The organism is Frigoribacterium sp. CF331 (assembly GCF_057787905.1).
The window spans coordinates 3,202,992-3,216,942 of sequence record NZ_CM173545.1 but is presented as its reverse complement, the minus strand read 5'-3'; the positions used below and the strand labels follow the sequence as shown (position 1 = coordinate 3,216,942).

The following is a 13,951-nucleotide window of genomic DNA, read 5'->3' as shown; positions in this document are numbered from 1 at the left end:
GAGGTCATGCCCGCACGACTGCCCGCGCTGCTCACCGAAGCCGACCTGCCGGGGCCCGAGCTCCAGGCGGCCGCCCTCGACGGCCAGGTCTACCCCGTCGGCGACGCGTGGTGCAGCGTCGCCGAGATCGACGATGCCATGGGGCGGGCGCTCTCGGCCGGCGCTTCCCTCGGCCCCGGTGTGGTTGTCGCCGGGCGGACGGCGGCCTGGGTCTGGGGCGCGCGCGGGCCCGCACCGCTCCCCCACACCGGGTTCGTGGTCTCGCCGGCCCGGGTGAAGCACCGGAGCCGGGGCTCGATCGTGCGACAGGTCGTGATCGACGACGACGAGATCGTGGACGTCCGTGGTGTGGCGGTCACCACCCCGGCTCGGACCGTGGTCGACCTGGCGCGAGACGAGTCCTGGACGCCAGGCGACGAGACCCGCGCCCGAGACGTCTCGAGACGGCACGAGGTCACGCTCGCCGAGGCGGTCGGCGTGCTCGACCGGCGGGGCAGGCTGCCGCACCGACGACGCACCCTCGACCAGTTGAGCCGTGTGTGGCCGCCCGGCCCAGGGCCGACGAGCCCGGACGACGACACCGGGGCCCGGGCCGAGCACGGTCGAGAGGTCAGCCGGCGCTGACCCGGTAGACGTCGTAGACGGCGTCGATCCGACGCACCGCGTTCAGGACCCGGTCGAGGTGGGTCGTGTCACCCATCTCGAACACGAACCGGCTGAGCGCGAGGCGCTCGGTCGAGGTCGACACCGTCGCCGACAAGATGTTCACGTGGTGTTCCGAGAGCACGCGCGTGACGTCCGACAGCAGGCCGCTCCGGTCGAGGGCCTCGATCTGGATCTGCACCATGAACACGCTCTTGGACGACGGCGCCCATTCGACGTCGATCATGCGCTCGGGTTCTTTCAGCAGCCCCTGGACGTTGTGGCAGTTGGCCTGGTGCACGCTCACGCCCTGCCCACGGGTCACGAAACCGACGATCTGGTCCCCGGGCACGGGCGTGCAGCACTTCGCGAGCTTGACGAGGATGTCGGGTGCGCCCCGGACGAGCACGCCCGAGTCGCTGTTCCGCAGCGGGCGGGCTCGGCCCTGGCTGGGGAACTCGAACTCGCCTTCGTCGACCTCGGTCTGCGTGTGGACCGCCGCGAGGATCTTCTCGATCACGGACTGCGTCGAGATGTGGCCCTCGCCGACTGCGGCGTAGAGGCTCGAGACGTCGTCGTACCTCATCGTCGCCGCGACCTCGGCGATGCTGTCCTGCGTCATGAGCTTCTGCAGGGGCAGGTTCTGCTTGCGCATGGCCCGGGCGATGGCGTCCTTGCCCTGCTCCATGGCCTCGTCACGGCGCTCTTTCGTGAACCACTGACGGATCTTGTTGCGGGCACGAGGGCTCTTGACGAACGCGAGCCAGTCCTGGCTGGGCCCCGAGTCGGGGTTCTTCGAGGTGAACACCTCGACGACGTCACCGCTCGAGAGGACGCTCTCGAGCGGGACGAGTCGGCCGTTCACCTTCGCGCCCATGGTGCGGTGGCCCACCTCGGTGTGGACCGCGTAGGCGAAGTCGACGGGTGTGGCACCCGACGGCAGGCCGATGACCTTGCCCTGGGGCGTGAAGACGTAGACCTCCTTCGCGCCGATCTCGAAGCGCAGGCTGTCGAGGAACTCGCTCGGGTCGGCCGTCTCCGCCTGCCAGTCGGAGATGTGCGCGAGCCAGGCCATGTCGGTCTCGGTCTTGGCGCCACCCTGGTCGTCGCGGCCGCCGTTCATGCGCTGCTTGTACTTCCAGTGAGCGGCCACGCCGAACTCGGCCCGCTGGTGCATCTCGTGCGTGCGGATCTGGATCTCGACCGGGCGTCCCTTCGGGCCGATCACGGTCGTGTGCAACGACTGGTACAAGTTGAACTTCGGCGTCGCGATGTAGTCCTTGAAGCGTCCCGGGATGGGGTTCCAGCGGGCGTGGATCGAACCCAGCACCGCGTAGCAGTCCCGGAGCGAGTTGACCAGGATGCGGATGCCGACCAGGTCGTAGATCTCGTCGAACTCGCGACCCCGGACGATCATCTTCTGGTAGATCGAGTAGTACTGCTTCGGGCGGCCCATGACGTCGCCGCGGATCTTGGTCGACTTCAGGTCGGACTTGACGGCGTTGATGACGTTCTGCACGAACTGCTCACGCTGAGGCGTGCGCTGTTTCACCAGGTTGTCAATCTCGACGTAGAGCTTCGGGTGCAGGACGGCGAACGAGAGGTCTTCGAGTTCCCACTTGATGGTCTGGATTCCGAGCCGGTGGGCCAGGGGCGCGTAGATCTCGAGGGTCTCGGTGGCCTTGCGAGTGGCCGACGCCGATTCGACGAAGCCCCAGGTGCGGGCGTTGTGCAGGCGGTCGGCGAGCTTGATCACGAGCACCCGGATGTCCTTGGACATCGCGACCACCATCTTGCGGACGGTCTCGGCCTGGGCGCTGTCGCCGTACTTCAGCTTGTCGAGTTTGGTGACCCCGTCCACGAGCATGGCGATCTCGTCACCGAAGTCTCGCTGCAGCATCGCGAGCGTGTAGTCGGTGTCTTCGACCGTGTCGTGCAGGAGGGCGGCGGCGACGGTCTTCGACCCGATGCCGAGGTCGGCGAGGATCTGCGCCACGGCGACCGGGTGGGTGATGTACGGTTCGCCGCTCTTGCGCAGCTGGCCCGTGTGCGCCTTCTCGGCGACCGAGTAGGCGCGCTCGATGATGACGAGGTCGGCCTTGGGGTGGTGCATGCGCACGGTCTTCACCAGACGGTCGACCGCGCCGGCGGGCTGGCTACGAGAGAACAACCGGGGCAGCAACGTGCGCAACGAGGCGGTGTTCTGGCCGCCGGGCGTCTCGGGCGGGGCCGAGTTGTTCCGTGTGGTGATCTCGGTCACGACAGCACCTCGTTCTCTCGGGTCGGGGCGCCACCGTCGCTCGTCGTGGTCGCGTCCCGTGGGTCAAGGGTACCCGTCGGGAGTCAGTCCGACGGACGGCCCTCGTCGTCGTCACCGGAGGTGACGACTCCGCCCGCGTCGCGCCAGGCGAGCATTCCCCCCGCGACGTTCCGTGCGTCGATGCCGATGCCTCGGAGGGCGTCCGTGGCGCGTGCGGACCGCATGCCCGAGTGACAGACCACGAGCACGGGCCGGTCGGTCGGGACCTCGACCGTGCGCTCGGCGAGTTCGGACAGCGGGATGAGGACGGCACCGGGCGCGTGGGCGTCGTCCCACTCGTGCTGCTCGCGGACGTCGAGGACGAACGAACCGGCCGCCAGGCCGTCGACGGCCTCGCGTGCGGTGACCTCGGGGCGTGGGGACCCGCCGATCATGCGCCGACCGTCTCGTCGACGGTGAGCGGCGCGGTCTTCTGGGCCTCGACCTTGCGGGCGTCGCGTTTGGCGATCTCGGGTTCGCGCATGCGCAGGGTCGCGTACAGCGGCGACGCGATGAAGATCGTCGAGTAGGTGCCCACCAGGATGCCGATGAAGAGCGCGAGCGAGATGTCCCGGAGCGTGCCGGCCCCGAGGACGAAGGCGCCGATGAAGAGGATCGCGGCGACCGGGAGCAGGGCCACGACCGACGTGTTGATGGACCGGACGAGCGTCTGGTTGACCGCCAGGTTGACCGACTGGCCGAACGTGCGTCGAGACCCCTCGCCGTCGTCGGCGGTGTTCTCGCGGATCTTGTCGAAGACCACCACGGTGTCGTAGAGCGAGTAGCCGAGGATCGTGAGGAACCCGATGACCGCGGCGGGGGTGACCTCGAAACCGACGATGCCGTAGATGCCCGCCGTCAGCACGAGGTCGTGCAGGAGGGCCGCCATCGCGGCCAGGGACATCTTCCAGGTGCGGAAGTACAGCGTCATGCCGATCGCGGCGAGGATCAGGAAGATCACGAGGCCCTTGATGGCCTGACCGGTGATGTCCGCGCCCCAGGAAGCCCCGATGAAGGACGACGTCACCCGGTCGTCGGGCACGTCGTACGCCGTGGCCAGGGCGGCCGCGACGTCGTTGGTCTGCGTGGCTTCGAGCTGGGAGGTCTGCACGCGGATCGTGTCGGTGCCCACCTGGGTGACCCGGGGGTTGGAACCGGGCACGACCTCGTCGACCGTCCGGGTCGCGACGTCCTGGTCGAGCTCGGCCGGTTGGGCCACCTGGAACTCCGACCCGCCGGTGAACTCGATGCCGAAGTGGAATCCTCCACGGAGGAACGGCACGGTGACCGAGATCAGGATGACGAGGGCGGCGATCCAGTACCAGCGACGCCGGTGGCCGACGATGTCGTACGACCGGGCGCCCGTGTAGAGGTCGTTGCCGAACTTCGAGAAACTGGCCATCAGGAGTCCTTCTTCCCTTCACCGGCGGTCGACGCGTCGGCGCGATCGGTGTTCTTCTCGGCGGCTTTCCGCTCGGCGATGGTCTGGCGCTTGACGGCCTCGCGACCGCCGGCTCCCTTGCGGCCCGCGACCGCTGGGGTGCGGAACTGGGCACGACCCCGGTACACGGCACCGAGCGCGCGCGGGTTGAGCCCGCTGAACGAGTGACCTTCACCGAAGAACCGCGTCCGGGCGATCAACTGCAGCATGGGGTGGGTGAAGAGCGACACGACGATGAGGTCGATCACCGTGGTGATGCCCAGGGTGAGGGCGAAGCCCTTGACGTTGCCCACCGCGAGGATGAACAACGTGATGGCCGCGAGGAAGTTGACGGTGTCCGACGCCACGATGGTGCGGATGGCGCGCTTCCAGCCCGACTCGACGGCGCTCTCGAGGATGCGACCGTCGCGTAGCTCGTCTCGGATGCGTTCGAAGTACACGATGAACGAGTCCGCCGTGATGCCGATCGCCACGATGAGCCCGGTCACGCCGGCGAGCGAGAGGCGGTAGCCCTCGCGCCACGACAGGATCGCGATGACGAGGTAGGTGAGCACGGCCGCGATCACCAGCGACAGGACGGTGACGAACGCCAGGGCACGGTACTGGACGAGCGAGTAGGCGACGACCAGGAGCAGACCGATCAGGCCGGCGATCAGGCCGCTCACCAGCTGGGTCTGGCCGAGGGTGGCGGTGATCGTCTCGTTGCTCTGCACCGAGAAGCTGAGCGGCAGGGCGCCGAACTTGAGCTGGTCCGCGAGGGTCTTCGAGGAGTCCTGGGTGAACTGGCCCGTGATCTGCGCGCGCCCGTCCGTGATCGCCGCGTTGGCCGACGGCGCGGTGATGACCTGGTTGTCCAGGGTCACGGCGAACTGGTTCTGCGGGGCCTGCAGCGAGACGAGTCGCGAGGTGACCGCGGAGAACTGGTCGGTGCCCTGTCCGTCGAACTCGAGGTTGACGGCCCAGGTGTTGGTCGAGTTGCCCTGCGAGTCCGTGGCGAGGCCGTTCGTGGCGTCGCTGATGTCCGAGCCCTGGACCTCGACCGGACCGAGGATGTACTTCGCCGTGCCGTCCGTCGAGCAGGTGACGAGCGGCTGGTCGTCGCGGGCCGTGGCCACGTCGTTGTCGGCCGCGCAGTCGTAGTTCTGGTACAGGTCGGCGAGCTGCGGGGTGATCCACGCCAGGTCGGACCCGTTGGTCGGGGACGCCGTCGGCGTGCTCTCGAGGTCGGGGTTCGGCGTGTAGGCGGTGGCGGACGGGCTGGCGGTGGCGCCGTCGCCCCCGCCGCCCACCGCGGCACTCGACACGGCCTCGGTGTAGAGAACGGGGCGGAAGGTCAGCTTGGCCGACGCCTCGATGCGCTCGAGGGTCTGGTTGTCGGGACGACCAGGGATCGACACGACGATGTTCTGCGTGCCCTGTTTCGTGATCTCGGACTCGGAGACGCCGGCGGAGTCGATGCGTTGACGGATGATCGTCACGGCCTGGTCGAGCTGCTGCGACGAGACCGTCTCTCCGTTCTGCAGCTGCGCGGCGAGGGTGATCTGCGTTCCGCCCTGCAGGTCGAGGGCCAGCTCGGGCACCCAGCTGGCACCGTTCCACCAGCCGTCGCGACCGGAGTCGTTCAGCAACGTGGCGGTGCCGTTGAGTGCCGTGAGGCCGGCGATGATGACCAACAGCCAGGTCAGGGATCGTATTGCTTTCTTCACCGGCGTCGAGCGTGCCACGGAGGAACTCTGCTTTCTCATGGGAGCGCGCGCTCACCGGGAGCGCGCGCCGCGGATCGGGCCCGACCGCGCCAGGCGGTCGGGGCGGTCGTCGGGTCAGGCCTTGGTGTCGGAGTCCCGCGCGACGGACGTGTCGACCGGCGACGAGGTGGACCGCTCGCCGAACTCCGGGGCGTCGTCGACGACGCGGTCGTGAGCGGGCGTGCCGTCGGTCAGGGACTCGGCGTCGTCGGCGACGGGCTCGTCGATCACCGGCTCGACCACGCGGCCGAGGGTCTGGCGGTGCACCTTGAGGACGGTGCCGGGTGAGACCTCGACCTCGGCGAGGTTGTTCTCGTCGTCGATGGAGACGACGGTGCCGTACACGCCGAACGAGAGCATCACCTCGACGCCCGGGACGAGCTTGCTCTGCAGTTCGGCCTGCTGGCGGTCGCGCTTCTTCTTGTTGCGGAACATGAAGACGACGAGGACCACCAGGAGGAGGACCATGATCAGGGTTGCGGGATCCATGCGGAACTCCCTTTCGCTGTTGGGGGTGTGGGCCGAGCGGGACTCGCTTCAGCGAGCGACGGCCTCGGGCCTGCAGGAATTATAGGTCATCGCCGAACAGCGCCCCTGAGGCGTGGGCGAGGCCGAAGTGACGCCAGGCCTCGGGAGTCGCGATGCGGCCCCGCGGCGTCCGGGTCAGCAGCCCCACGCGGACGAGGAACGGTTCGACGACCGACTCGATGGTGTCGGCCTCCTCACCGACCGACACCGCGAGGGTGTTCAGTCCAACGGGCCCTCCGCCGAAGCGGGTCAGGACGGTCCGGACGACCTCGCGGTCGAGGCGGTCGAGCCCCAACGAGTCGACGTCGTAGAGGTCGAGGGCCTCACGGACGGTCGCGAGGTCGGCGTCGCGCCCGTGCACCAGGGCGTAGTCGCGGACCCGACGGAGCAGGCGGTTCGCGATGCGGGGCGTGCCCCGGCACCGACCGGCGATCTCGGCCAGGGCGGACCCGTCGATGACGATGCCGAGCAGCGACGCCGCGCGGCGGAGCACCTCGGTCAGCTCGGCCTCGTCGTAGAACTCGAGGTGGGCGGTGAAGCCGAACCGGTCACGGAGGGGGTTCGGCAGGAGCCCACTGCGCGTCGTCGCCCCGACGAGGGTGAACGGCGAGAGTTCGAGGGGGATGCTCGTCGCACCGGCCCCTTTGCCCACCATGATGTCGATGCGGTAGTCCTCCATCGCGAGGTACAGCATCTCTTCGGCGGGGCGAGCCATGCGGTGGATCTCGTCGATGAAGAGGACCTCGCCCGGCACGAGGGCCGAGAGGACGGCGGCCAGGTCGCCCGCGTGCTGGATGGCGGGGCCCGACGACATGCGGAGGGGCCGGGCGCCCTCGTGGGCGACGATCATGGCCAGGGTGGTCTTGCCCAGCCCGGGCGGACCGGCGAGGAGGATGTGGTCGGGTGACCGCCCCTGCATCGTGGCCGCCTTGAGCAGCAGTTCGAGCTGGCCCCGCACCTTGGTCTGCCCGACGAACTCGCCGAGCGAGGTGGGGCGGAGCGCCCCCTCGAAGGCGAGTTCTGCCTCGGACTCGAGGGTCGGACGGGTCAGGTCGTCGTCGCTCACGCGCGGGCCCCGGCCGACTTCTGCGGGCCGAGGTGGCCGAGCGCGGCGCGCAGCAGCTGCGGGACGGCCACCGCGACGGCATCGCCCCGGTCGGCGACCACGGCGTCGATCGCGGCCTGGGCCTCGCGCTCGGACCAGCCGAGGCCGACGAGGGCGACGAGCACATCGGCCGCGGTGGTCGAGGCCGCGGTCACGGTCGGGGCGGTCGGCGCCACGTCGAGCTTCCCGGTGAGCGACAGGACGATGAGCTTGGCGGTCTTGGGCCCGATGCCCGACACCCGGCGGAAGGCGGCGTCGTCGTCGTCGGCGACGGCCGTGGCGACCTGGTGCGGGGTGAGGGTGGACAACACGCCCTGCGCGGACTTGGGCCCCACACCGGTCACGCTGCGGAGCAGGTCGAACACCTCGAGTTCTTCTCGCTCGGTGAACCCGAACAACGAGAGGTCGTCCTCACGGACGATCAACGCCGTGTGCACGAGCGCCTGTTCGCCGACGCGCACCGTGAGGGCGAGCTGCGGGGTGACCGAGACGCGCATCCCGACGCCACCGACCTCGACGACGACCGACGTGCCGGACGCGGACAGGACGGTACCGCGGACACTCGAGATCATGCCCCCAGCCTAGGAGTGCGCACCGACTTCTCGGCGTCGCGCCACGCTCGCTGGGCCGGGGTGAGCGACCCCGAGGAGGAGCGGGCCGAGACGGGTGCGCCCCGCCAGGCATGGCAGATGGCCAGTGCCAGGGCGTCGGCCGCGTCCGCCGGTCTCGGCGCCTCGGCGAGTCCGAGGAGCCGGGCCACCATCGCGCCGACCTGCTTCTTGTCTGCCGACCCGTAGCCGGTCACGGCGGCCTTGACCTCGGACGGCGTGTGGAGGGTCACCGGCAGCCCTCGCTCGGCGGCCGCACGGAGGGCGAGGCCGCTGACCTGCGCGACGCCCATGACGCTGCGGAGGTTCTGCTGGGCGAAGACCCTCTCGATCGCCATCGCATCGGGGCGGTGCTGGTCGATCAGGGCCTCGATGCCTCGTCCGAGGGCGAGCAAGCGGAGTTCGAGGGCCAGGTCGGGGGCCGTCCGGATCACCTGCACGTCGACGAGGGTGGCCCGCCGGTGGGCGTCCACCTCGACGACCCCGACCCCGCAGCGGGTGAGCCCGGGGTCGATGCCGAGCACCCGGAGCGTCACCGCGGCTGCCTACTCGTCGTCGTCGAGCGCGGCCTGCACGTCGGCGGGGACGTCGTGGTTCGCGTAGACGTTCTGCACGTCGTCGTCGTCGTCGAGCGCGTCGATCAATCGGAACACCTTGCGCGCCGTCTCGAGGTCGACCTCGATCTTGAGACCGGGCACGAACTCGATGTCGGCCGAGTCGTAGTCGATGCCGGCCTCTTGGAGGGCCGAGCGAGCCGGGACGAGATCCGAGGCCTCGGTGACGATCTCGAAGCCCTCACCGCGGTCGGTGACCTCTTCGGCACCGGCGTCGAGGACGGCAGTCAGGACGTCGTCCTCGGTGAGGTCGTCGGTCTTCATGACGGCGATGACGCCCTTGCGGCTGAAGTTGTAGGCCACGCTGCCCGGGTCGGCCATCGTCCCGCCGTTGCGCGACATGACCGTGCGGACGTTGGCGGCGGCCCGGTTCTTGTTGTCGGTCAGGCACTCGATGAGCAGGGCGACGCCGTTGGGGCCGTAGCCCTCGTACATGATCGTCTGGTAGTCGACGCTCTCGCCGCTGAGGCCCGCGCCCCGCTTGATGGCGCGGTCGATGTTGTCGTTGGGGACCGAGGTCTTCTTGGCCTTCTGGACGGCGTCGACCAGCGTGGGGTTGCCGGACATGTCGGCACCGCCCTGCTTGGCCGCGACCTCGATGTTCTTGATGAGCTTGGCGAACGACTTGGCGCGACGGCTGTCGATGACGGCCTTCTTGTGCTTGGTCGTTGCCCACTTGGAATGCCCGGACACGGTGCTCCTTCAGATGCTGACGTGGATCTCGACGAGTCTACCGTGACGCTCGCGCACGGGCCTTGTCGAGGAACCTCGCGTGGAATCGCAACTCGTCGGTGACCTCGGGGTGGAACGAGGTGCCCATCAGCGGCCCCTGCTCGACGGCGACGACGCGCCCGTCGTCGAGGACGCCGATCGCCGTGGCGGCGGGGCCGACCCGGTCGACCACGGGAGCGCGGATGAACACGGCGTGGACCGGGGGCCCGTCGAGGACGGGCACGTCGACGTCGGTCTCGAACGACTCGGTCTGCGAGCCGAAGGCGTTGCGCCGGACCGAGACGTCGAGCCCGCCGAGGCTGCGTTGGCCCGGGATGCCGTCGACGACGTGGTCGGCCAGCATGATCAGCCCGGCGCAGGTGCCGTAGACCGGCAGTCCCGAGGCGATGGAGCGGCGCAACGGCCCGTCGAGGTCGAACGTGCGCGACAACTTGTCCATGACGCTGGACTCCCCGCCCGGGATCACCAGTCCGTCGATCTCGTCGAGTTCGGCGGCCCGCCGGACGGGCACCGCGTCGGCACCGAGGGCCGTCAGGACGGCGAGGTGCTCACGAAAGTCTCCCTGCAGGGCGAGGACGCCTACCCGCGGGCCGCGCTCTGCGCTCATCGGTTCGAGGACGGGCGGGTCGGGGTCACCAGCCGCGCTCGGCGAGGCGGTGCGGTGCGGGCAGGTCGGGCACGTTGATGCCGACCATGGCCTCACCCAGACCGCGGGAGGCGTCGGCGACCACCTGGGGGTCGTCGAAGAACGTGGTCGCCTTGACGATCGCCTTGGCGCGCTCGGCCGGGTTGCCGGACTTGAAGATGCCCGAGCCGACGAAGACGCCGTCGGCACCGAGCTGCATCATGAGGGCCGCGTCGGCGGGCGTCGCGACGCCGCCGGCGGTGAAGAGGACGACGGGCAGCTTGCCGGTCTCGGCGATCTCGCGGACGAGCTCGAAGGGAGCCTGCAGCTCTTTGGCGGCGACGTAGAGCTCGTCGGCCTTGAGGCCACGGAGCTGGGCGATCTCTTTCGAGATGGTGCGGATGTGCTTGGTGGCCTCGGAGACGTCGCCCGTGCCGGCCTCGCCCTTGGAACGGATCATGGCGGCACCCTCGGTGATGCGGCGCAGGGCCTCGCCCAGGTTGGTGGCACCGCAGACGAACGGGACGGTGAAGTTCCACTTGTCGATGTGGTTCACGTAGTCGGCCGGGCTCAGCACCTCGGACTCGTCGATGTAGTCGACGCCCAGGGTCTGCAGGATCTGGGCCTCGACGAAGTGGCCGATGCGGGCCTTCGCCATCACGGGGATGGAGACGGCGGCGACGATCTCGTCGATCATGTCGGGGTCGCTCATGCGGGCGACGCCACCCTGCGAACGGATGTCGGCCGGGACCCGCTCGAGCGCCATGACGGCGACGGCCCCGGCGTCTTCGGCGATCTTCGCCTGCTCGACGTTGACGACGTCCATGATGACGCCGCCCTTGAGCATCTCGGCGAGACCACGCTTGACGCGGCTCGAACCGGTGGTGGAGGACTGGGTGGAGGCGGAGGTCGTGTCGCTCATGATGGCCCCCATCTTAGGCCCGATCTAGGGTGTCGACGACGCCGCGGGGGTGGCACCCGCGTCGACGCCCGGCCAGGCCTCGGCCACGGCCACGCGGACGTCGCCGAGCAACTGCGTGACGGCCTTGGTGCCGGCGACGATCGGGAAGAAGTTGGAGTCGCCCGCGTAGCGCGGCACGACGTGCTGGTGGAGGTGCTCGGCGATGCCTGCTCCGCCGACCTGCCCCTGGTTCATGCCGATGTTGAAGCCCTGCGCGTGCGACACCCGGGTCAGCACCCGCATGGCGGTCTGTGTCAGGGCGGCGATCTCGGTGACCTCGTCCGGGGTGGCGAGGTCGTACGTCGAGACGTGACGGTACGGGCAGACCAACAGGTGCCCCGGGTTGTACGGGTACAGGTTCAGCAGCACGTAGGCGTGCCGGCCGCGGGCGACGATCAGCGCCTCGTCGTCGGACTTCGAGGGTGCGCGGCAGAAGGGACACGACTCGTCGTGGGCGCCCTGCCCCGCTTCGACGTACACCGCCCGGTGGGGGGTCCAGAGGCGCTGGAACGCGTCGGGGACCGCGGCGAAGTCGGCGGACGACTCGGCCGCGGTCCCCTCGACGGTCACGGTCAGACCTGGGCCTTGGTCTCGATGGCGGCGACGATCTTGGCGACGGCCTCGTCGACCGGCACGCCGTTCTCCTGCGAACCGTCCCGGTACCGGAAGCTGACCGCGCCGGCCGCGCGGTCGTCCTCGCCGGCGATGAGCTGGAACGGCACCTTGGCCTTGGTGTGCGTCCGGATCTTCTTGGGCATCCGGTCGTCGCTGTGGTCGACCTGGGCACGGACCCCGACCTGTCGCAGCCTCGCGACGACCTCGTCGAGGTAGTCGCCGTACTCGTCGGCCACGGGGATCGCGACGACCTGCACCGGGGCGAGCCACACGGGGAACGCCCCGGCGTAGTGCTCGGTGAGCACGCCGAAGAACCGCTCGATGGAGCCGAACAGCGCCCGGTGGATCATGACCGGCCGCTGCCGCGACCCGTCGGCCGCCGTGTACTCGAGGTCGAAGCGCTCGGGCAGGTTGAAGTCGAGCTGGACCGTCGACATCTGCCACGTGCGCCCGATGGCGTCACGCGCCTGCACCGAGATCTTGGGGCCGTAGAACGCGGCACCGGCCGGGTCGGGCACGAGCTCGAGCCCGGTCTCCTCGGCGACCTGTCGCAGCGTCGCCGTGGCCTCGTCCCAGGTGGCGTCGTCGCCGACGTACTTCTCGGGGTCTTTCGTGGACAGCTCGAGGTAGAAGTCGTCGAGACCGTAGTCGCGCAACAGGCTGAGCACGAAGTCGAGCGTGCCCTTGAGCTCGGACGCCATGTCGTCGCGCGTCGTGAAGATGTGGGCGTCGTCCTGGGTCATGCCGCGCACGCGGGTGAGGCCGTGGATGACGCCCGACTTCTCGTTGCGGTAGACCGTGCCGAACTCGAACAGGCGCTGGGGCAGGTCGCGGTACGACTTGGCCGACGACCGGTACGCCAGGATGTGCATCGGGCAGTTCATGGGCTTGAGGTAGTAGTCGGCGCCCTGTCGCGTGATCTCGCCCTCGTCGTTGCGGGCCTCGTCGAGGTGCATCGCCGGGAACATGCCGTCCTTGTACCAGCCCAGGTGACCCGAGGTCTCGAACAGGGCCGCCTTGGTGATGTGCGGCGTGTAGACGAACTCGTAGCCGGCCTTCTCGTGGCGTTCGCGCGAGTAGTCCTCCATCTGGCGACGGATGATGCCGCCCTTGGGGTGGAAGATCGCCAGCCCTGATCCGATCTCGTCGGGGAACGAGAACAGGTCGAGCTCGGCACCGAGCTTGCGGTGGTCGCGCTTGGCGGCCTCCTCGAGTCGGGCCTGGTAGGCGCGCAGGTCGTCCTTGGTGGGCCACGCGGTGCCGTAGATGCGCTGCAGCTGGGGGTTCTTCTCGGACCCGCGCCAGTAGGCGGCGGCCACGCGCATGAGCTTCGTGGCGTTGCCGAGGAGGCGCGTGCTGGGAACGTGCGGACCGCGGCACAGGTCGAACCAGACGACCTCGCCGGTCTTCGGGTCGACGTTGTCGTAGACGGTGAGCTCGGCCCCGCCCACCTCGACGGACTCGCCGTCGGCACCCAGCTCGTCGGCCGAGCCGCCCTTGAGGCCGATCAGTTCGAGCTTGAACGGCTCGTGGGCGAGCAGCTCGCGGGCCTCGTCGTCGGTCACGACGCGACGACGGAAGCGCTGGCCCTGTCGGATGATGCGCTCCATGCCCTTCTCGATGGCCTTGAGGTCGTCGGGGGTGAAGGGTTCGGCGACGTCGAAGTCGTAGTAGAAGCCGTCGGTGACGGGCGGCCCGATGCCGAGCTTGGCCTCGGGGTCGATCTGCTGCACGGCCTGCGCCATGACGTGCGCCGCCGAGTGCCGCAGGATAGCGAGCCCGTCGGGCGAGTCGATCGTGACCGGCTCGGCCACGTCACCCGCCTGCAACTCGGTCGCGAGGTCACGCAGTTCACCGGCGACGCGCACGGCGACGACCGCCTTGTCGGTGAACAGGTCGAAGCCGGTCGTCGTCTCGGTGGCCTCGACGGCCGCGGGGCCGGACGGGGCTCGGGAGGCGGACGGGTCGAGGTCGGTCTGGTCGGACACGGCGGTGGTTCCTATCGTCGAGGGGCGGAGACCACTTTAGCCGTCGAC

The 13,951-nt window shown here is 69.4% G+C and carries 14 protein-coding genes; 1 reads left to right on the top strand and 13 read right to left on the bottom strand.

Going from position 1 to position 13,951, the window contains the following annotated elements; genetic code table 11:
• Positions 1-6: 6 nt before the first annotated feature.
• Positions 7-624 (top strand): hypothetical protein, encoded by a 618-nt coding sequence (locus AC3CCI_RS14915; protein ID WP_488627654.1) that lies wholly within the window; start codon positions 7-9, stop codon positions 622-624.
• Here AC3CCI_RS14915 and AC3CCI_RS14910 read toward each other — a convergent pair.
• The 13 genes from AC3CCI_RS14910 to thrS form a co-directional block, all read right to left on the bottom strand.
• The gene (locus tag AC3CCI_RS14910; RefSeq protein ID WP_488627653.1) at positions 611-2,902 is read right to left on the bottom strand and encodes a RelA/SpoT family protein; all 2,292 of its coding nucleotides are present in this window, start codon (positions 2,900-2,902) and stop codon (positions 611-613) included. The genes AC3CCI_RS14915 and AC3CCI_RS14910 overlap by 14 nt on opposite strands.
• 83 nt (positions 2,903-2,985) lie before the next feature.
• Entirely contained in the window at positions 2,986-3,336 is a 351-nt protein-coding gene (locus AC3CCI_RS14905) for a rhodanese-like domain-containing protein (RefSeq protein WP_488627652.1), read from the bottom strand.
• The gene (secF, locus tag AC3CCI_RS14900; protein WP_354594259.1) at positions 3,333-4,343 is read right to left on the bottom strand and encodes a protein translocase subunit SecF; all 1,011 of its coding nucleotides are present in this window, start codon (positions 4,341-4,343) and stop codon (positions 3,333-3,335) included. The genes AC3CCI_RS14905 and secF overlap by 4 nt, the downstream gene beginning before the upstream one ends.
• Positions 4,343-6,106, bottom strand: coding sequence for a protein translocase subunit SecD (secD, locus tag AC3CCI_RS14895; RefSeq protein WP_488627651.1), 1,764 nt, complete (start codon positions 6,104-6,106; stop codon positions 4,343-4,345). Before secD ends, secF begins: the two co-directional genes overlap by 1 nt.
• Before the next feature lie 96 nt (positions 6,107-6,202).
• Positions 6,203-6,616 (bottom strand): preprotein translocase subunit YajC, encoded by a 414-nt coding sequence (locus AC3CCI_RS14890; RefSeq protein ID WP_354594261.1) that lies wholly within the window; start codon positions 6,614-6,616, stop codon positions 6,203-6,205.
• A gap of 79 nt (positions 6,617-6,695) precedes the next feature.
• Positions 6,696-7,721, bottom strand: a complete 1,026-nt coding sequence (gene ruvB, locus AC3CCI_RS14885) for a Holliday junction branch migration DNA helicase RuvB (RefSeq protein WP_354594262.1) — start codon at positions 7,719-7,721, stop codon at positions 6,696-6,698.
• Positions 7,718-8,332, bottom strand: a complete 615-nt coding sequence (ruvA, locus tag AC3CCI_RS14880; RefSeq protein ID WP_488627650.1) for a Holliday junction branch migration protein RuvA — start codon at positions 8,330-8,332, stop codon at positions 7,718-7,720. Before ruvA ends, ruvB begins: the two co-directional genes overlap by 4 nt.
• Complete coding sequence (gene ruvC / locus AC3CCI_RS14875; RefSeq protein WP_354594264.1) at positions 8,329-8,904, bottom strand: crossover junction endodeoxyribonuclease RuvC; 576 nt, start codon at positions 8,902-8,904, stop codon at positions 8,329-8,331. The genes ruvA and ruvC overlap by 4 nt, the downstream gene beginning before the upstream one ends.
• A gap of 9 nt (positions 8,905-8,913) precedes the next feature.
• The gene (locus AC3CCI_RS14870; RefSeq protein ID WP_354594265.1) at positions 8,914-9,675 is read right to left on the bottom strand and encodes a YebC/PmpR family DNA-binding transcriptional regulator; all 762 of its coding nucleotides are present in this window, start codon (positions 9,673-9,675) and stop codon (positions 8,914-8,916) included.
• Between the two features lie 37 nt (positions 9,676-9,712).
• A complete protein-coding gene (gene pdxT, locus AC3CCI_RS14865) occupies positions 9,713-10,321 on the bottom strand; it encodes a pyridoxal 5'-phosphate synthase glutaminase subunit PdxT (protein ID WP_354594266.1) in 609 nt (202 codons plus the stop codon).
• Between the two features lie 25 nt (positions 10,322-10,346).
• On the bottom strand, positions 10,347-11,261 hold the full coding sequence (gene pdxS / locus AC3CCI_RS14860; RefSeq protein WP_194593878.1) for a pyridoxal 5'-phosphate synthase lyase subunit PdxS: 915 nt from the start codon (positions 11,259-11,261) through the stop codon (positions 10,347-10,349).
• 24 nt (positions 11,262-11,285) lie between these two features.
• Positions 11,286-11,870: an HIT family protein gene (locus AC3CCI_RS14855; RefSeq protein WP_488627649.1), complete on the bottom strand. Its 585-nt coding sequence runs from the start codon at positions 11,868-11,870 to the stop codon at positions 11,286-11,288.
• A 2-nt stretch (positions 11,871-11,872) separates the two neighbouring features.
• Positions 11,873-13,810 (bottom strand): threonine--tRNA ligase, encoded by a 1,938-nt coding sequence (thrS, locus tag AC3CCI_RS14850; RefSeq protein WP_488628701.1) that lies wholly within the window; start codon positions 13,808-13,810, stop codon positions 11,873-11,875.
• Between the last annotated feature and the right edge of the window lie 141 nt (positions 13,811-13,951).

Excerpts from the sequence above, each read along its gene's own strand:
- ruvA (WP_488627650.1), bottom strand. The coding sequence starts at position 8,332 with ATGATCTCGAGTGTCCGCGGTACCGTCCTGTCCGCGTCCGGCACGTCG.
- AC3CCI_RS14905 (WP_488627652.1), bottom strand. The coding sequence starts at position 3,336 with ATGATCGGCGGGTCCCCACGCCCCGAGGTCACCGCACGCGAGGCCGTC.
- pdxT (WP_354594266.1), bottom strand. The coding sequence starts at position 10,321 with ATGAGCGCAGAGCGCGGCCCGCGGGTAGGCGTCCTCGCCCTGCAGGGA.
- AC3CCI_RS14915 (WP_488627654.1), top strand. The coding sequence starts at position 7 with ATGCCCGCACGACTGCCCGCGCTGCTCACCGAAGCCGACCTGCCGGGG.
- pdxS (WP_194593878.1), bottom strand. The coding sequence starts at position 11,261 with ATGAGCGACACGACCTCCGCCTCCACCCAGTCCTCCACCACCGGTTCG.
- secF (WP_354594259.1), bottom strand. The coding sequence starts at position 4,343 with ATGGCCAGTTTCTCGAAGTTCGGCAACGACCTCTACACGGGCGCCCGG.
- AC3CCI_RS14890 (WP_354594261.1), bottom strand. The coding sequence starts at position 6,616 with ATGGATCCCGCAACCCTGATCATGGTCCTCCTCCTGGTGGTCCTCGTC.